This is a genomic window from Streptomyces sp. NRRL F-6676 (assembly GCF_000725625.1).
Taxonomy (GTDB): domain Bacteria; phylum Actinomycetota; class Actinomycetes; order Streptomycetales; family Streptomycetaceae; genus Streptomyces.
Map to the genome: position 1 here is coordinate 37,320 of NZ_KL647083.1, position 16,178 is coordinate 53,497.

At 70.3% G+C, this 16,178-nt stretch carries 19 protein-coding genes; 2 read left to right on the top strand and 17 right to left on the bottom strand.

The features are described 5' to 3' along the window. Positions 1-69 precede the first annotated feature (69 nt). The gene (locus IO29_RS31640) at positions 70-1,236 is read right to left on the bottom strand and encodes a cytochrome P450 (RefSeq protein WP_158713246.1); all 1,167 of its coding nucleotides are present in this window, start codon (positions 1,234-1,236) and stop codon (positions 70-72) included. A 151-nt stretch (positions 1,237-1,387) separates the two neighbouring features. After that, complete coding sequence (locus IO29_RS31645; RefSeq protein ID WP_158709274.1) at positions 1,388-2,332, bottom strand: hypothetical protein; 945 nt, start codon at positions 2,330-2,332, stop codon at positions 1,388-1,390. 104 nt (positions 2,333-2,436) lie between these two features. Here IO29_RS31645 and IO29_RS31650 point away from each other — a divergent pair, with 104 nt between their 5' ends. Both IO29_RS31650 and IO29_RS31655 read left to right on the top strand, forming a co-directional pair. Further along, positions 2,437-3,453, top strand: coding sequence for an SDR family oxidoreductase (locus IO29_RS31650; RefSeq protein ID WP_078618168.1), 1,017 nt, complete (start codon positions 2,437-2,439; stop codon positions 3,451-3,453). Beyond that, a complete protein-coding gene (locus IO29_RS31655; protein WP_158709275.1) occupies positions 3,450-5,009 on the top strand; it encodes a class I adenylate-forming enzyme family protein in 1,560 nt (519 codons plus the stop codon). Before IO29_RS31650 ends, IO29_RS31655 begins: the two co-directional genes overlap by 4 nt. Positions 5,010-5,083: 74 nt before the next feature. On the opposite strand, the gene IO29_RS31660 is transcribed toward IO29_RS31655, so the two are convergent. The 15 genes from IO29_RS31660 to IO29_RS38280 all read right to left on the bottom strand — a co-directional run bounded on the left by IO29_RS31660 (position 5,084) and on the right by IO29_RS38280 (position 16,135). Next, positions 5,084-5,863 (bottom strand): class I SAM-dependent methyltransferase, encoded by a 780-nt coding sequence (locus IO29_RS31660; RefSeq protein ID WP_030378763.1) that lies wholly within the window; start codon positions 5,861-5,863, stop codon positions 5,084-5,086. Beyond that, positions 5,860-6,195, bottom strand: coding sequence for a hypothetical protein (locus IO29_RS31665; protein WP_030378764.1), 336 nt, complete (start codon positions 6,193-6,195; stop codon positions 5,860-5,862). Before IO29_RS31665 ends, IO29_RS31660 begins: the two co-directional genes overlap by 4 nt. Before the next feature lies 1 nt (position 6,196). Continuing rightward, positions 6,197-7,117: an aKG-HExxH-type peptide beta-hydroxylase gene (locus tag IO29_RS31670; RefSeq protein WP_030378765.1), complete on the bottom strand. Its 921-nt coding sequence runs from the start codon at positions 7,115-7,117 to the stop codon at positions 6,197-6,199. A 140-nt stretch (positions 7,118-7,257) separates the two neighbouring features. Continuing rightward, positions 7,258-7,401, bottom strand: a complete 144-nt coding sequence (locus IO29_RS39155) for a hypothetical protein (protein ID WP_199806822.1) — start codon at positions 7,399-7,401, stop codon at positions 7,258-7,260. Between the two features lie 95 nt (positions 7,402-7,496). Beyond that, a complete protein-coding gene (locus tag IO29_RS38730; RefSeq protein ID WP_158709276.1) occupies positions 7,497-7,667 on the bottom strand; it encodes a hypothetical protein in 171 nt (56 codons plus the stop codon). A 55-nt stretch (positions 7,668-7,722) separates the two neighbouring features. Further along, a complete protein-coding gene (locus IO29_RS31675) occupies positions 7,723-9,618 on the bottom strand; it encodes a radical SAM/SPASM domain-containing protein (RefSeq protein WP_078618169.1) in 1,896 nt (631 codons plus the stop codon). 136 nt (positions 9,619-9,754) lie between these two features. Beyond that, complete coding sequence (locus IO29_RS31680) at positions 9,755-10,714, bottom strand: hydroxyacid dehydrogenase (protein ID WP_030378767.1); 960 nt, start codon at positions 10,712-10,714, stop codon at positions 9,755-9,757. 1 nt (position 10,715) lies between these two features. Beyond that, positions 10,716-11,204, bottom strand: coding sequence for a hypothetical protein (locus IO29_RS31685; RefSeq protein WP_030378768.1), 489 nt, complete (start codon positions 11,202-11,204; stop codon positions 10,716-10,718). Continuing rightward, on the bottom strand, positions 11,201-12,184 hold the full coding sequence (locus IO29_RS31690; RefSeq protein WP_030378769.1) for a nucleotidyltransferase domain-containing protein: 984 nt from the start codon (positions 12,182-12,184) through the stop codon (positions 11,201-11,203). The genes IO29_RS31685 and IO29_RS31690 overlap by 4 nt, the downstream gene beginning before the upstream one ends. 4 nt (positions 12,185-12,188) lie before the next feature. Further along, a complete protein-coding gene (locus IO29_RS31695) occupies positions 12,189-12,656 on the bottom strand; it encodes an NUDIX domain-containing protein (protein ID WP_030378770.1) in 468 nt (155 codons plus the stop codon). Beyond that, positions 12,635-13,309: a dTMP kinase gene (locus IO29_RS31700; protein WP_030378771.1), complete on the bottom strand. Its 675-nt coding sequence runs from the start codon at positions 13,307-13,309 to the stop codon at positions 12,635-12,637. Before IO29_RS31700 ends, IO29_RS31695 begins: the two co-directional genes overlap by 22 nt. A gap of 9 nt (positions 13,310-13,318) precedes the next feature. Further along, on the bottom strand, positions 13,319-14,074 hold the full coding sequence (locus IO29_RS38735; protein ID WP_051707231.1) for a methyltransferase domain-containing protein: 756 nt from the start codon (positions 14,072-14,074) through the stop codon (positions 13,319-13,321). A 35-nt stretch (positions 14,075-14,109) separates the two neighbouring features. Beyond that, complete coding sequence (locus IO29_RS38740; RefSeq protein ID WP_030378773.1) at positions 14,110-14,970, bottom strand: hypothetical protein; 861 nt, start codon at positions 14,968-14,970, stop codon at positions 14,110-14,112. Next, positions 14,967-15,434 carry an NUDIX domain-containing protein gene (locus IO29_RS31715; protein WP_030378774.1) on the bottom strand — a complete coding sequence of 156 codons (468 nt, stop codon included), beginning with the start codon at positions 15,432-15,434 and terminating at the stop codon, positions 14,967-14,969. Before IO29_RS31715 ends, IO29_RS38740 begins: the two co-directional genes overlap by 4 nt. A 17-nt stretch (positions 15,435-15,451) precedes the next feature. Further along, positions 15,452-16,135 carry a 2OG-Fe(II) oxygenase gene (locus IO29_RS38280; protein ID WP_030378775.1) on the bottom strand — a complete coding sequence of 228 codons (684 nt, stop codon included), beginning with the start codon at positions 16,133-16,135 and terminating at the stop codon, positions 15,452-15,454. Positions 16,136-16,178 lie beyond the last annotated feature (43 nt).

Below are 16,178 nucleotides of genomic sequence, written 5' to 3' on the forward strand. Positions count from 1 at the left end.
GGAGGGAGAACACCTCACCCCGGGCACGGGCCACCGCCCTGCGACGCTCCCGCCACGTCTCCGCCCTCTTCACACCGTCACCAGCAGGCTGCGCAGGCCCCGCAGCGTCACCGTGTCCAGCCATTCCGGCTCGGCACCCGTCAGGCGCATGTCGGGGAATCTGGCGGCGAGCCGCGGCAGCAGGATCTCCATTTGCAGTCGGGCCAGCGGGGATCCGAGGCAGAAATGGATGCCCGCGCCGAAGGAGAGGTGGTGGTTGTCCTTCCGGGTCAGGTCCAGACGGTCCGGCCCGGGAAAGCGTTCGGGATCCCGGTTGGCGGATCCCAGGAGCAGGATGACACTCTGTCCCGGCTCCAGCGTTCGGCCGGCGTGGGCGAACTCCTCGACGACCACCCGGCTCGTCAGCTGCACGGGCGTGTCGAAGCGCAACAGTTCGTCCACCGCCGCGGGGGCGATCTCCGGCTCGGCGGCCAGCCGCCGCCAGGCCGGACGGTCCCGCATGAGCGCGAGAACCGCGTTGCCCATGAAGTTGCTGGTCGTCTCGTGTCCGGCCACCAGCAACAGGGCGCACATCGACAGCAGTTCCTCGTGGCTCAGACGCCCGCCCTGACGCTGCGCCGCGATCAGGTCGCCGAGCAGATCACTGCCGGCGTCCGCCGTACGGTGGGCGGCTATTCGCTCCGCGAAGTAGGCGCGCAGCTCCCGGCGGGCCCGCAGACCGCGGTCGTGGGCCTCGAACGACACGACCGGGTCGGTGAGGGAGAACATCTCGGTCGACCACGCCTTGACCTTGGCGTGGTCCTCGGCGGGTACACCCATGAGTTCGGCGATCAGCGTCATCGGGAGCACGAGACCCAGGTCCCTGATGACGTCCATCCCTCCTGCCTCGGCAGCCCGGTCCAGCAGTTGCTCCACGAGTCGCTCAATCCGCGGCCGCAGTGCCTCGATGCGGCGGGCCGTCAGCGCGCGGTTGACCACCGTGCGCAGGCGGGTGTGATCCGGCGGGTCGAGGTAGAGGATGTCCTGCGCCCCTTCGAGCAGGGCCTGGGAAACGGAGAGGCCGCCCGGTGGGACCTTTTTGGGGTCGCGCCCGAGATGGGCCGAACGCAGCAGTACGGCGACGTCCCGGTAACGGGAGACGACCCAGAATCCGGGGAACTCTGAGAAGTGCACCGGATCCGACTCACGCAGTCGACGGTAGAGCGGATAAGGATCGGCCCGCGCCGCGGGATTCATAAGATCCATGATCGCAGGAGCTGTCACTTGCCCACCCACCGTCCCTTTCCAGACAAAGCGCACCTTTTCTCTTCGTGGTGAAGAGTTGATCGCGGAGTCCTGTGGCCCGGTCGGTTTTCCGGTGGGATACCGGACCCGCACCGAGGTGGCGCTAATCGGCTCCCTGCCCGGCTCCGGTTCCGGTTCGGTACTTCGCGAACTGGCGCGGTCCCGGGCACAGTGTCGTGATGAGGTCGTAGCAGTTCAAGTCGTCCGCCGCGTGCGCCACGTCGTACACCACCGGAAGATAAGAGCTCACCCTCTCCCGCTGGTCGGGCAGAATAGTTGTCGCCGCCGAATGCCCCGCCCCGGCCAGTCGTTCCCAGAACCTGAATCGCATACTCGCCGCGATGATTTCCGCGAACATCTCCGTGGTCCCGACCTCGGAGCCGTCTTCGACCGATTTCCACGTCCCGCCCGGCGCCGGAGCGGGCGTGGTCCGGCCTCCGAGGTACATCCCGCGGGTCACCACGAAGAGTGTGGCGAACTGCCGCGCCGCCGAGACGAGCAGCTTCTCGGCGTAGCGGTCCGGCGTCGCCGGGGGCTGGAGGACGACCGTTCCCGCGGGGACCTCCGTGACGTCTCCGTGCACCACGACGTCCGCCACCAGCTGTGGTACGAAGGCCACCTGGGTGTGGTCCAGCAGTGCGGTCACCTCCGCGGCGAACTCCGGTGCGAGTGCGGGACCGCGCGTGCGCAGGACCTCCGCCGGCAGCACGGCGGGCGAGTGCCCGGTCAGGTCCTCGCCCCGCACGCTGACGACGCGCCGTCCCGCCAGCCGCACGACGGCCGGGAGCGGAGAGGAGCTCCGCAGCGCCACGAGGGCGTCGGGTGTCAGTTCCTGCCGGAAAAGGTGTTCCGCCACTCCTGCCCCGTAGGTGTCGGCCACTGATTCGGCCTCGGTGGGTGTCAGGGACAACCGGGGGCCGTGCCTCCGCGCGTGATTTTCCCGCAGAGCCGACACCCGCTCACGGCGATAAGGCTCCACGTGCAGGAACCACCGGTGGATGTGCAGGCCGTCGGCAATCGTCGACCAGCCGTCTGCAAGGGTCGGCACGCTCTGTCTCCCTGGGTGCGTTCAGCGGGCCGCTAGCCTAGCGCCCTGGTCACACCGACACTAGTTCCGTCATGTTCGGGCACCCTTTCCGATGAGGAGACCACGTGCCGTTGAAGATGCTGCTGACCGGCGCAACGGGGGTTCTGGGCAGAGAGATTCTTGAGCATGCGCGGTACGACGGGCGTTGGGATGTCCTCGCGGTCAGTTCCCGCGGCGACAAGGAACTCGGAGTCCTGCCGTGGCGCGTCGGATTCGAGCCTCCGCCCGAAATACTGAGAACGGAATGGGATGTCGTGGTGCATTCAGCCGCGGACACCCGGTGGAACAACCCGCCCGCCGCCGCGTGGGAGGCCAATGTCCGGCCGCTCGAAACACTGCTTTCCATGTGCGGCCCCCGGACCCGGTTCCTGCATGTCTCCACGTCGTACGTCGGAGGATTACGCGGATCGACGGAATCGACACGGCTCACCGATTACCGCAACAGTTACGAGTGGTCCAAGGCGGCCGCCGAACGCCTGCTGCGCGCGCGCAGACCCGACGCGGTGATCGCCCGACCGCCACTGCTGATCGGCCGCCGCTCCGACGGCTTCGTGGCCCGTTTCAGCGGCATCTACTCGGTCCTCACGGCCGCGTTGACCGGAATGCTGCCGACGATGGTCGGGGAGCCTGACGCGCTGGTGGACCTCGCCCCCACGGACGTCACCGCGGCCTGGATCCTCCGGCTGGCCGCCGACCCCTCGAGGACGCCCGCCGTCCGCACCATCGGTTGCGGGCCGGCCGCCCTGACCCTGGGCCGGCTGGTGAGCACCGCCTTCACCGCCCTCGGCGCCTGGCGGCGCGAGCGGGGCGCCTCGCCGGTCGCCCCGCCGGTCTTCACCTCGCCCGAGGTGTGGAACCGGTTCCATCTTCCGTTCATCCGACCCCATCTGACTGAGCGTCAGAAACGGGTCATCGGCCTGCTCGGCGAGTTCGAGGGCTACTTCTCCTGTTCATCGGTTCCGCCGCCGGACGAACCCGTGGAACGGATCGCTGAGGCATTGGCCACCGCGGTGCGGTGGTGGGCACAACAGCGCAGCCACATCGCCTCGCGCGAACCCCGGCCGTGGAGCGTGGCACCGTGAGCCCGTCCGCACCGGACGCCGATGGCCCCCTCCCCCGCCGTACCGCGCGGGAAGGCGCCCCGACGGCCCGGCGGTCGGTGCCGGATACCCTGCGGGCGCATGCCGCCGCGGACCCGGACCGGGCGGTCGCCGTACTCGACGGCACCCATGTGCTCTCCTACGGGGAACTGGACAGGACCTCCGACGTCCTCGCGGCCGCGCTGGCGGAGCGAGGGATACGCCGGGGGGACCGGGTGGCGCTGGTGTATCCAGGCAGCGGCTGGCTCGACTTCGCGAGCGCCTACTTCGGGGTACTGAAGCGCGGTGCCGTCGCGGTGCTCCTCTCGGACCGGTTCACCGCCGCGGAGCTGGCCGGTCATCTGGGACGGCTGCGGCCGTGCGGGGTCGTCGCCGGTTCCGGGCTCTCCGTGCCGGCCCGCATCCCCGGTTGGACCGTGTCGCACCGGACCCTGCTGGCCGAGGGCGGCACGGCACCCGCCGCGGTCCCGGCCGGCAACGACCCGGAGGATGTCGCGGAGATCCTTTTCACCTCCGGCACCACCGGCGTCACCCGCGGGGTGGAGGTGACCCATGCCCATCTGACGCACTGGGAGAAGCGGGTCGACCCCCGCGTCATCGCCCATGCGCTGCCGATCGCCACGACGGCTTCCCAGACACTGCTGGTGGACGGCGTCCGCGGACGGCAGACACTGCTGCTCTTCTCGTCGTTCGCTCCCGCGCTGTACTGCGAGGCGCTGCGGAAGTACGAGGCGTCCTGGGTGGCCATGGCTCCCGCCACGGCGCTGTCCCTGGCCCGTGCCGGCGCCGGACGCCGGTATCGGATACCGAGTGCGAGCGGGGTGACGTTCGTCGGTGCGCCGCTGCCCGTCACGGCGATCCCAGTGATCCGCGCGCTGTTCCCCCGGGCCCGGATCCGCAACTACTACAGCTCGACGGAGGCGGCTCCCGCCGGTGTCAGCACCGAGTTCGATCCCCGGCGTCCCACGTCCGTCGGCCGCCCCGAGGACAACTCGTCGGTACGCCTGGTGGGCGCCGACGGCCGCGATCTCCGGCCGGGCGAGCGGGGGGAGGTCCTGCTGCGGGCCCGGGGCGTGGGTCCCCGGGCCTACGTGGACGATCCGGACGCCAGCGCGGAGGTCTTCACCGAGGGCGGCTGGGTACGCACCGGCGATCTCGGCTTCCTGGACGAGGACGGTTATCTGTATCTGACCGACCGGATGAGCGACACGGCGAACATCAGCGGCTTCAACGTCTCCACGCTGGAGGTGGAGAACGTGCTGCACGACCACCCGGCGGTCGACGAGGCGGCGGTGTTCTCGATACCGCACCGGTCGCTGGGCGAGGTCCTGGCCGCGGCGGTCACCGTCAACCGGCGGGTGAGCGCGCACCAGCTGCGCGCCTTCGCACGTGAGCGGCTGGCCCGGCACGAGGTGCCGGCCCTGGTCCGGATCGTCGACGAGCTGCCGCACAACGCGACGGGGAAGGTTCTCAAACGGCGGCTGCGCGAGTCGTTCTCGGCACCGGCGGCGACACGAAGCGCGGGGCGCGAGAAATGAGGACGTGCGGTGGTCCGGCAGCCGTTCCCGCCGGACCACCGCACGGACGCGCCCACTGAACCGCGTCCCCCGGATCAGTCCGTTGCCCGGCCGACCGCCTCGAAGGTCGGCCCCTCGTTTCCCGAGGACCAGACGAACGGCCGGTGCTCCACGGCGAAGCGTTCCCCGAGCCGGCTCAGACACTGTTCACCGACCTTGTTCCCCCGCCACAGGTACTGGCCGACCAGGTAAACGGCCGGCGCCCGCAGGACGAGCCTGTCCAGATACCAGTCCCGCATGTCGTCGGGGACTTCTGTCAGCCCGAACGTCGATACGACGAGATCGAAGCTCGCCTCCTCCAGAGCGGTGGCGTCGGCGGGATTCTCGATGTCCAGGATCCGCACCCGGTCGCGCTGGGCGGCGGTCAGGCAGGAGTCGGCGTAGAGCCGCTGGATGTCGACGATTCGATCGATGTCCACGATGGTGTACGACGCGCACAGCCCGAGCTGCACGAACATGCGCATGAGATTGCCGTAGCCGCCGCCGATCTCGCAGATGCGCCGGCGCGAGAGGTCCGGGAAGCTGTGGCACTGCCGCGTCAGGTAGTAGAAGTGCTGCGCCGTGCGGGAGTTCGCCGCGAAATCTCCCGGCTCCGGCTCCTCCAGCGCCCCGTGCGAGACGGCCCGGTACCGTGCCCGCAGCTCCTCGTACAGCTGCGGGTCCGCCTGCCGCGCATGGGCGAGGAAGTCGGTGCGGATGCCGGCACCGGAGTTGAACATGTACCAGCGCACATAGGGATGTTGGGAGAAGTCCGCGGGCGGCTGCGGGCCGAGCCCTTCCTGGACCGTGCGCCACAGCGGATCGACGCCGTTCACCCGTCCGCCTCCGCGGACAGCACCGTGTAGGTGACGATGCGGGGCTCGCCCTGCACGAGCAGCAGCAGCCGGAGCAGGGCCTGCCCGATCTCCGTGGACTCCATGGCCTCGTGCAGGGCGTCCAGGGAGTTCCAGCGCGTCAGAACCACGATCTCGGCGGTCTCCTCGTCCTTGGGAACGACCTCGGTGAGCAGGGGCACCGCCCCCTGCGCACCGGCCGCGCGCAGTGCCGGAAGCAGCTCGGCCCGGGCCTGCTCGATGCCTGCTTCGATGTCGGCACTGCGTACTCTGCCGGCGAAGACCCGAACGCAGCCGGCTGCTCCTTCTTCCACATCAACCTCGCATCGTCCTTCGGAGTTCCAGGGCGTCCCGGTACACGGCGGCAAGGCGCTCGCGCAGTTCCTCGTCGGACACCAGGAGGAGCGCGCGTGCGTGGTCGGCTTCGGTGCTCGCGAGGAGTTCGCTCTGCTGCCGGAGGTAGGCGCTCAGGAATCCGCGCACCGGTCCCCGCGTCCGGTCCAGGATTCGACTCGTGTAGATCATGGTGAGCGGAAAGGCCCAGCACGCGTGGAGGAAGCCGAAGGCCGGACGGTCGGTCCGCCGCCAGGGCGAGTAGAAGGTCTCTCCGGCGCCGATCTCACTGCCCGTGGCCGCCAGTGCGTCGTTGAGCCAGTTGTGGCCCGCCTCGTGGACGAGGTCCCGTCCCAGTACCGCCGCGTGACCGGTGTGGTCGCAGAAGACCGTGCCCGGCAGCCGGGTGATGGCCCAGCTGTGCAGGGTGTCCTCGAGGCCCATCCGCCGCAGCAGGCAGATCACGACGGCGTGGTCGGCGAGAAGGTCGGTGAACCCGGCGTCCGCCCCGATCGCGCACGCCTGCGCGGCGAGTTCCCGCAGCGGGCCGGGGGCGGCGGTGGTGTCCGCCCCGATGACGTAGTAGGCCGTCTCGGACATCGCCCCCCGGGACATACGGTCCAGACCGGGGGAGAGCACGATCCTGGGGCCGACGGCCGTGTCCACTGCCAGTTCCGCCCCGTTGGCGCCCGGGTTCGACCGGTACCAGGCGAAAACGCGGCTGTCGCCCGCACGTGCGGCGGCCTCCGCGCCCTCCAGGACGTGGTGGGCCAGTGCGTAGTCCGTGGCCGTGCGGCCGGTTACGGCCGCCGGCGCGACGATGCCGTGGATGCGTGCGGTGCGCGTGCGGTGCAGCCGCTCGACGGCCGGGAACGGGGCGAGAGCTGCCTTCAGAGCGTCCATGGGGCCTTCCCCTGCGATCGGTGGTTCCCTCCCCGGCGGCTTCCTCGGCTGGGGCTCCCGCCGCCGACGGGCCCGGTGCCGACCGTCCTGACCGGCACCGGGCGGTTCACGGACGGGTGCCGCTCCGCGGCACCCGCCGATCAGGCCTCGTGCCCCTGATCCGCTTCGGGCACCCAGCCGTCCGCCGACACGCTGGAGGTGTGTGCCGTGCTGCGCACTTCTTCCTCGTCCCGCAACGCGTCCACGGCGTCCAGGAAGTCGGCCATCCTGTCGGTGCTCTCCATCTCGATGAACCCTTCTGACGACGATCGGTGGTCGTGCTCCAGCGACGGGCATCGGCGGCCCGCCCCGGTGCTCCGGAAGAGCCCCGTTCACGGGGTCATTCGCCGAGCACCTGCGCTCCCTCCTCTCCCTCTTCTGCCGGTGCCGAGTCGGCAGCCCAGCCCTCGGCCGAGACACTGGCGGTGTGTGCGGTCGTGCGGGGGAGCTCCCCGTCCCGCAGGACGTCCACCGCCTCCAGGAAGTCCGACATCCTCCCGGTGCTCTCCATCGTCGGCTCCTCTTCCCTCTCGTGATCACTCGGGCGTGATTCCGGTGCGGATGTGTCAGAGGGTGTGCGCCCGGGCGTCACGGGCGGGTGCGGTTCCCCCGGACCGCGTACAGCCACAGGCCGTCCCCGGGTCGGGACCGTCGTGCCGGGCCGCCTCGGTGAGGACGTCCGTGGCCCGCGAGAGGACGTCGCGGTACGCCTGCCGGCCGTACCCCGGCGAGGGGCGCAGCCGCAGATTGAGGACCGGCCACATCCGGCCCGTGGTCTCGCAGGTGAGATAGCACCGGTCGACGGCTGCCCGTACCTCCGCGGGGAGAGCGGGTGCCGCCCGGGTGACGGTGCGGCACAGTGCCGACGCCACTGCCGCGTACTCGTCGGGGTCCCGGGGCAGGATGCCCGCCATGCGTTCGGCCATCGGCAGGTCCGTGCCTGTGTAGTCGTGGCCTTCACAGCTGTCGTACGTGATGAGTCCCCAGCCGGCGGTCAGGACGTCGACCAACGGCCGGACACCCGGTTCGAGGGCCGCGTACCAGTCCGGGTGGGCGGGGTCGAGGTCGTCGGCTTCGTGGACGCCGGGCAGACCCACCGTGTTGATGTTGCCGTAGGGGCTGGTGCGCAGCCTGGCAGCAGGCCGCGGGACCGCGGGTCGGTTCCAGCGCGCCATGAAGGCCGCGACGTCGTGCATGCTGTTCGGTGACGGCTGGTGCCACCGTGCGGAACGGCACCACGCCCCGGCCGGCCGGCCGGGATGCGCGGCCAGGGCCGCGACGCCGTCGACGAGGCGCATGCGGGAGTCGCAGTATTCGTCCTCCTCCCCTGCCCGGTCGTACCGCCATCGAGTGGCCACACAGCCACCACCGCAGGTGTCCCGGTAGTCGCAGCTGACGCAGCGCCCCATCAGGGACTTGCCCTGGTTCAGCAGCCGGGAGTTCCGCTGCGCCCGGACGACGTCGGACTGCTCGGCCATGTCGTCCAGCATGCCCAGTCGCGCCTGTGGCCAGGGCAGTTCGTCGCAGCTTCCCAGGCGGCCGTCGGGGTAGAGCGTGAAGACGTGGTCGCATTTGAGGTTGGTGAAGTGGCAGAAGCCGGTGTCCAGGCCACGCTGCCGCCTGATGACGGAGACCGCCGGTTCGAGCTTGAGGCGGGTGAAGTGCCCCTTGGTGATCCACCGGACGGTGGCCCGCAGGACGAACTCGGTGTATTCCGCGGGCCGGATCGCCCAGTCCGCTCCCGCTGCGCCGTTCACATGCGCCCGCTGGAGCACCCGGCTGGCCGGTTCCCTGCGGGCGGAGACGGCGGTGGGCCGTACGACGGAGGTGTCGAAGCAGGGGACGAAACTGACGGCGTCGACCGCGTCGAATGCCGCCAGATGGTCCAGGACCGCCTCGGCCCTGCCCAGCACGGCGGGCGTGACGGCGCAGATCACGCCGGCCCGCTTCCCGCGGCGGGCCAGCAGGCCCAGGGACTCGGCGACCCGCGGGTAGACGGGGCGGCCGTCATATCCGACACGCCACGCGTTGCCCCGCTCGTCGCCGTCGAGGGATATCCCGATCCGCAGGTCGGGACAGAGACGTTCGAAGAGATCCAGCCAGGCGTCGTCCAGAAGCACCCCGTTGGTCTGGAGGGACACCCTCACCACCGACGGTTCGGCGGCGAGTGCCCCGAGCACCTCGGCCATCTGGTCGTGCCCCGCGGTCAGCGGTTCGCCGCCGTGCAGCTCCACCGCGAGCGGTCTGCCGCTGAAAAGGGTGCCCAGAGCGTGAACCTGCGAGGCGTCCACGCGAGCCCCGCCCGGGGACTCCTTCCTTTTCTCATAACAGTAGAGGCAGTCAATGTCGCACGTCTCGCCCCTCATTTTGAGAATGACGGACACGGCACTGTCCGCATCATCGGGACCGAGAAACCGATACAGCTGCTCGATTCCGCTTTCCGCTGCTGTGACGGGGTGCATGAGCTGCCCCTTCCTGCCCTCCCGGTCGACGCCCTTGGCCCTGCCGTGACGGCCCGTGGAGGAACAATGCGATTGTAGAGAACGCGAATACCGTTCAACTGCCCGGCGACTCCCCCGTTTTCGCGGGCCATCTGATTCAGCAGATCCGGTGGGGCACCGGTTCACCGGCCAGCGCGGCCCGTACCGACTCGACCAGCGCCCGCCCGACGCGCGCCTGGGCCTCGGCCGTCGTCGCTCCGATGTGCGGGGTGAGAACGACGTTGTCCATGCCGACCAGCGCGGTGTTCGTCCGCTCGTGGCCGCCGACGTCGAGGCCCGCCCCGGCGACACGGCCCGTCCTGAGCGCCTCGACGAGAGCCGCCTCGTCCACCACCTCGCCTCGGGCAACGTTCACGAGCAGGGCGGAGGGCTTCATCAGCCGCAGTTCGGTCCGTCCGATGAGGTGGGTCGTCCCCGCGGTGAGAGGGACGGCCACGCACACCACGTCCGCGCACCGCAGTGCCGCACGCAGGCCCACCAGTGGCACGTCCGCGCCGCCCGGCGCCGGGCGGCGCGCCACAGGGTCCCGGACCACCCCCACCACCTCCATGTCCATGGCCCGGCCGATCCCGGCGACCCGGCCGCCGACCGCGCCCAGCCCGATCACGGCCAAGGTCCGGCCGGCCAGTTCGGTACCGAGCAGGCTCTCCTTGGCACGGACCCCGGCACGCAGTTGCCGGTCCGCCACGACGATCCTCCTCGACAGGGCGAGCATGAGGGCGAAGGCCAGCTCGGCCACCGACTGGGCAGAGGCCCCCGGGACGGTGCAGACCACGATGCCGGCCTGCCGTGCCGCCTCCACGTCGATGTTGTCGACGCCCGTGCCGGCGCGGGCTATCAGCCGCAGTCCGGGTGCTGCCCTGATCGCGTCGCCGGTGAGGAGGACGCCACTGCGCACGACGACGGCCTGCGCGCCGCGGATCAGCGTGGGCAACTCGCGCGCGGAGGGCCGGAGGTGCACCTCGACGTCGAAGTGACGCCCCAGTTCCCGGACGGCTCCCTCGGCTATCGGGTCGAGGACCACCACGCGGGCCCTGCGGTGCGGTGTGCGTGCCATGTCACGGGATCCAGTTCCGCCAGAACGACTTGGGCAGGCCGAGGGCGTCGCGCAGTCCGTCCAGGTCGCTCCCGATCTTCAAGGTGGGGAAGAAGCCCTCCGGGGTCCGCAGGGTCGGCAGCGGAAACGGCAGCGCCCCGACCAGCCGCCGCTCGGCTTCGAACGCCACGTCCGCCGCCTGCCGGGCGGTGGTCTCATCACTGCCGTACGGCGGCGGAATGCTGTCCATGTCGGCCAGCAGGGGGCCGTCCTGCGCCAGCAGGGCCAGATGGACGTCGGCCTCGAAGGGAATGTCCGTGTACCCCCGCAGCGCCAGTTCGGCGACGGCGATCTCCTTCAGCATCAATCCGGCGGCCTCGACGGCGGTCTCCCACTGGCACGCGTCGAGCGCCGCCTCCACGTCGGTGTGGAAGGCCTGTACGTGCAGGCCGTACACCCAGATCGCCACGTTGGCACTGGTGGCGGTCCAATGCGCGTCGAGTGTCCTCATGACAGGGCCTCGTCCACCAGGGCGGTGTCCAGCCGGGGGACGAGTTGCTGAGTGGTGAGCGTGTCGAGCAGTTGCTTCGCCGGCATCGCGGCCATCGCCTCCTCGAGGGTGCAGGGTCCCAGCTCCGAGCGTTCGACCAACCGGGCCCGGGACAGCAGCAGGTACCGTTCCCGGCCGAGCGCCACCTCCCGCATGTCGTGGTAGGGCCGCAGGCGGATCAGCTCCCGCGGATCGAGCCGGGGCAGCCCCACCCGCCGCAGGGCAGCTCGGAAGCCGTCACGGTCGCGGACGTGGGAGAGCGCGACGACCACGTCATCGGGGATCGCGGCCCGGCGCACCCGCTGGGGCAGCCACTTCTCCGCCACGAAGAGTTCTCCCGCACCGCGCAGTACGGTCTCCAGCAGCCACCGGCCGGCGCGGCGCCACAGGTAGGGCGCACCGGCATGGCCTGCCCGCGCGGCGAGTTCGGCCGTCGTGCAGCACAGCAGCGTTTCCTCGATCCCGCCTCGCACGAGCACCGCGTGGGCGAGGTCCTGCTCGTCCCGGGTGAAGACCGTTTCGTTCCCGCCGTCCTGGAAGGGAAGTGCGTACAGCCAGTGCGCCATACGCCGCTGGGTGGCGCGTGCCGGGGTCTCACCAGTGCTGCACGGACCGATGGACAGGGGCAGTACGCGGGTGTCGTTGTCCCGGAACCCCCGCATGAGTCCGCGGGGAATGGCGTAGGTGAACTGTTGCACCTCCACCGGCCGGTCGTCCGCGAAGAGTTCCATGAGCCCGACGTCATGGGCCTCGCCGAAGACGTGCACATCGATGTCGCTGCCGCGGTTCCCCAGCCCTGCGGCCAGTGATCCGACGAGGAAGGCCTCCCTGTCGGCGAAGATGCTCCCCGCCAGCTGCACGACGGCGGACGGCTGGACATCGATCCTCTTCAGGGCTTGCGCCACCGTCAGTCCCGAGCGGCGCGACCAGTCGAGTGTCACGGCGTCACCACCGGTCGATCAGCGGATCGAAGTCCGAGCCGCTGCCCAGAGCGGTGAGCAGAGGCTCGGTGATCTTCGGCAGGAGGACGACCGACCGCAGTTTCTCCAGCGGAAGCCATGTCACGGCGGTCTGGTGGGGATCGTCGGGCTCGGGCGGCATAGCCGGTTCGGGGCTGCCGGGCCGTAACGTGCAGGCGAAGGTGGCCTGCACCTTCTGGTAGTCCCCGAACTCCCCGTTCCAGCGCTCCGGGATGTATTCGGTCAGCAGGAGCAGCCGGCCGGGATCCACCTCGGCGAGGGTCTCCTCGCGCACTTTGCGGACGACGGCGTCACGCAGCCCCTCACCGTTTTTCACCCTGCCTCCCGGCAGGTTGTAGTGCAGGTCGTCGCCCGGGTAGAGATACTCCACCACCAGGATCCGGCCGGAGCGGACGAGGGCCGCCTTGACGCTTACGCTGATCTGCTGGTCCACGAGGTCTCCTGGGGAGTGGGTCGGTGCGGGGAAGCCGTGCCGGACGAGCGCGGGACCACGTGTTCGTCGAGTTGCCGGAGAAGCTCTTCGGGAGGACGGGTGGCGTCGAGCCGCAGCACGGCACCGAGTTCGGGCCGGGTTCCATCGAGCAGCTCCTGGAAGGCGTCCCACAGGTGCCCCGTCGTGTCGGCCGTCTGCCACCAGGCGCGCTCGTGCGGAGGCCTGGCCTCCACCCGTTCGAGAACCTGGTGACGCGGTCTGTCCAGGAAGACCGTCAGATCCGGCATGCGCACCCCGGCGGCCAGGTAGGCAGGGTAGCTCTCCTCGATCGGGATGTTCCACAGCGCCCGCTGGAAGGCGAGGTCACTGACGACGTAGCGGTCGGCGACGACATGACCCCGTTCGAGCTGCGGGGAGAGCAACCGGGTGTCCATGACGAGCTTGTCGTCGAGGTAGGCCCGCAGGATCTCCCCGTCGTCGACGGGCAGTCCGCGGTAACGGGCCCGGGTGATGGTCCGTGCGCTGTGCGGCGAGAGCCAGGACACATGGTTGACGGTGAGGGCCGAGGCGCCGGTGTGTGCGAGACGCCGGTACAGATGGCGTCGCAGTGTGGTCTTGCCCGAGCCGTCGACTGCTTCGATGGCGATGAACACGCTTCCTCCTCAGGGGAGATGGCCCAGTACGGCGAAGCCGGTGACGGCGGCGAAGAAGCGGCCGGCCGCGGCGCGTTCGCGCTGGTCGTCCAGCCAGGTCCGGCGTTCCTCCGCGTGCAGCGCACCGGACGCGACCGCGCGTTCGAGCACCATGGGTATCTCGAACGCCGCGACGGCGAGGTCGTAGTCCGTCACGATCAGGGTGTCGGCGAAGACGCTGACGCGCTCCAGTCCGGCGTCCTGGAAGAGTGCCGGCATCCGGCGTGCGGAGTGGGGGCCGGGTACGAGGCCGGCGTACGCGTCGACGATCCTGGCGGTGAGACGGGGATCGGCGGAATCGTAGACGAGGGTTCCGTAGTCCGGGTCGACCGTGAGGATCCTTCCGCCCCGGCGGCAGACTCTGACCATCTCGGCGAGGAGCGGCCACGGGTCCGTGGTGCGGACCAGGACCCGGTCGGCCCGGCAGGCGTCGAACGTCTCCGCCCGGAAGGGCAGTCGCGTGGCGTCCGCCCTCAGCAGGCGTGCCGAGCGTTCGCCGGGGGTGGCGGCGGGGATGACGCCGGGGTCGATGTCGACACCCACCGCCACACCGGTGGGGCCGACTGCCCCGGCGAGCGTTTCGGCGTCGTCGCCCCGTCCGCAGCCCACATCCAGAACCCGGTCGCCGGGGCTCGCCCCGAGGAGCCGGTGCGAGCGGTCCTTGTAGTTCCGCACGGCCTCCACGGTGCTCATCACGTCCAAGTAGTGCGCGAAGTCCGCGTTCATGTCGCATTCCGCCGCATGGGCCCTTCCGCCTTTCCTCAGTGCTGGCCCGCTCCCCCGCCGTCGGTGTACTTCGCGAACCGCTGCCCGCCGGGGAACGACGTGGTGAGCAGATCGGCGGTGTTGACCTCCGAGAAGGCCTCCGCGACCTCGTCGAGCACGGCCTCCAGGGGCCGGGCGTGAGCGGTGAGGTAGCGCAGGCACAGCCCGCTCTCCAGGATCTGTTCCGCTGCGGCGTCGCGCCGCAGGGTGCCCGTACCGGGACCGAGGTCCCAGGTGCGGTCGGGCTCGACGGCCGTGGGACCGGAGGCCGCGAAGCCGGACACCAGCGCACGGGCGGCGGCAGCGACCAGGCGCAGGCCGTACTGGACGGGAGAGTCCTGCGGTGGTGCCAGGTAGACGGTGCCGGGCGGGCGCCGGGACGGCGGGGGACCACCGTGCACGATCACTTCGGCGCACAGGGGGACGAGAAACCCTAGCCCGGCCACCCCGAGACACCGGTCCACGGCCCGTGCGTAGTCGGGCTCCAGGTCCGGCTCCCCGTCCAGGAGGGTGTCGCCGTGGACGATTCCGTCGCATCCGGCGAGGTGGCCGGTTCGTCTGACGACCACGGGGGTGCCGGCCAGGGAGACCGTGGCCGGGACCCGGGCCGGCGGGTGGTGCGGCCAGTCGGCCGACTGGGCCGGATGCAGCAGGTGTGCCAGCACGGCATCGCCGAAACGCGCGCGCAGGTCGGCCAGCGCGGGCAGCGGGGCGCCCCGCCGCTCTTCTGCCTTCTGGTGGAGTTCCGCCACGTACCGCTCCCGCAGGGGTTCCACCGAGAGGTAGTGGCGGTGCGTCTGGAGTCCGTCGGCCAACAGCGTCCAGGCCCATTCCAGGGAGTACTGACGCGTGCTCATGGTCGCTCCTCACGTACCAGGGGAACAGCGGACGGGCCCGTGGGCGCGGCCGTCAGGGCCCGCAGCAGGTGCGGGCCAACGGCCGGCTGGAGCGTCACCCGGGGAATGCGGACGAGTGGCAGCCAGGTGACGGCGGCATGGCCCGGTTCCGGCCGCGCGGGCATACGGGCGTCCGTGGCGGTACGCCCGGGAGCGGGCGTGCAGCGGAACACCAATTGCAGTCGCGGCAGAGGTCCATGGACGCGGTCATGCCGGTCGGGAAGGTATTCGACGATCGCCAGCAGCCCCTGGGAAACGACGTCGAGGCAGGTCTCCTCCGCCACTTTCCGCAGGGCGGCCGCTTCCGCCCCCTCCCCGGGCACCGGCCGCCCGCCCGGCAGACTGAAGTGACCGGTGTCTCCGGGACAGCGGTACTCGACCAGCAGGATCCGGTCTTCGTGCACCACCGCCGCCTTGGCGCTCACTCTCGTCGGCCTTGTGGTCAGGCGTTGATCCACGAGATGACCTTCCGCACCCGCCCCCGGGTGACGGGCCGGGTGCCATGGACGACCTGGGAGCCGATGAGGTACGCGGTGCCCAGGGCGGGCTCGGCGGTCCAGCGCGTCCTCGGAATGCTCCGGAACTTCTCGGAAGCGTAGTTGGCCATCCGCATGAGCCGTTCGGTTCCGTCGTCCTGTGTCCAGAGATCGCTCGCCCCGGAGGTCTCCACAAAGATCTCCCCGCCGGTAAAGCCGTCATTGAGCTGCACGCTGATGGCCGCGATCTTGGGATGGTCGGGCTGCTTCTTGTTCTTGTACTGGTCGGCGTGCGCGGTGATGAACTGCCCTTCTCCGTACTCGGCGTAGAACCACGGACCGACGTCGGCCGCGCTCGGGAAGTAGCGCCTGATCTCGGCCATCCGGCGCGCCACGGCCGCGGTGAGGATCTCCTCCACCGGGGCCGGCAGCTCATGGATCTCTCCCCGGCCGGCCGGCTCGAAGACATCCACGGCCTGCTGCACCGTGAAGCCCTTGACGGTGTGTATGGAGTTGCCCTCCATCGCCGTCCGCCTACGGGCGTCGAGCACTTCCTGATATCGGTCGATCTCCATGAGGACCTTCGCGGCTTCCTGCGGATCCAGAAACGCCTCGAGTGAACCGGGCACCAGCGTTTCGAGCCATACCATGACTGCAAACTCCCTGATACGGGGCGGATTTTCCTGCGCACAA

What these genes read in the sequence shown, in the direction of transcription:
- IO29_RS31640 (WP_158713246.1), bottom strand. Translation starts at nt 1,236, where the DNA reads ATGAATCCCGCGGCGCGGGCCGATCCTTATCCGCTCTACCGTCGACTG.
- IO29_RS31670 (WP_030378765.1), bottom strand. Translation starts at nt 7,117, where the DNA reads ATGGACGCTCTGAAGGCAGCTCTCGCCCCGTTCCCGGCCGTCGAGCGG.
- IO29_RS39155 (WP_199806822.1), bottom strand. Translation starts at nt 7,401, where the DNA reads ATGGAGAGCACCGACAGGATGGCCGACTTCCTGGACGCCGTGGACGCG.
- IO29_RS38730 (WP_158709276.1), bottom strand. Translation starts at nt 7,667, where the DNA reads ATGGAGAGCACCGGGAGGATGTCGGACTTCCTGGAGGCGGTGGACGTC.
- IO29_RS31675 (WP_078618169.1), bottom strand. Translation starts at nt 9,618, where the DNA reads ATGCACCCCGTCACAGCAGCGGAAAGCGGAATCGAGCAGCTGTATCGG.
- IO29_RS31680 (WP_030378767.1), bottom strand. Translation starts at nt 10,714, where the DNA reads ATGGCACGCACACCGCACCGCAGGGCCCGCGTGGTGGTCCTCGACCCG.
- IO29_RS31685 (WP_030378768.1), bottom strand. Translation starts at nt 11,204, where the DNA reads ATGAGGACACTCGACGCGCATTGGACCGCCACCAGTGCCAACGTGGCG.
- IO29_RS38735 (WP_051707231.1), bottom strand. Translation starts at nt 14,074, where the DNA reads ATGAACGCGGACTTCGCGCACTACTTGGACGTGATGAGCACCGTGGAG.
- IO29_RS38740 (WP_030378773.1), bottom strand. Translation starts at nt 14,970, where the DNA reads ATGAGCACGCGTCAGTACTCCCTGGAATGGGCCTGGACGCTGTTGGCC.
- IO29_RS38280 (WP_030378775.1), bottom strand. Translation starts at nt 16,135, where the DNA reads ATGGTATGGCTCGAAACGCTGGTGCCCGGTTCACTCGAGGCGTTTCTG.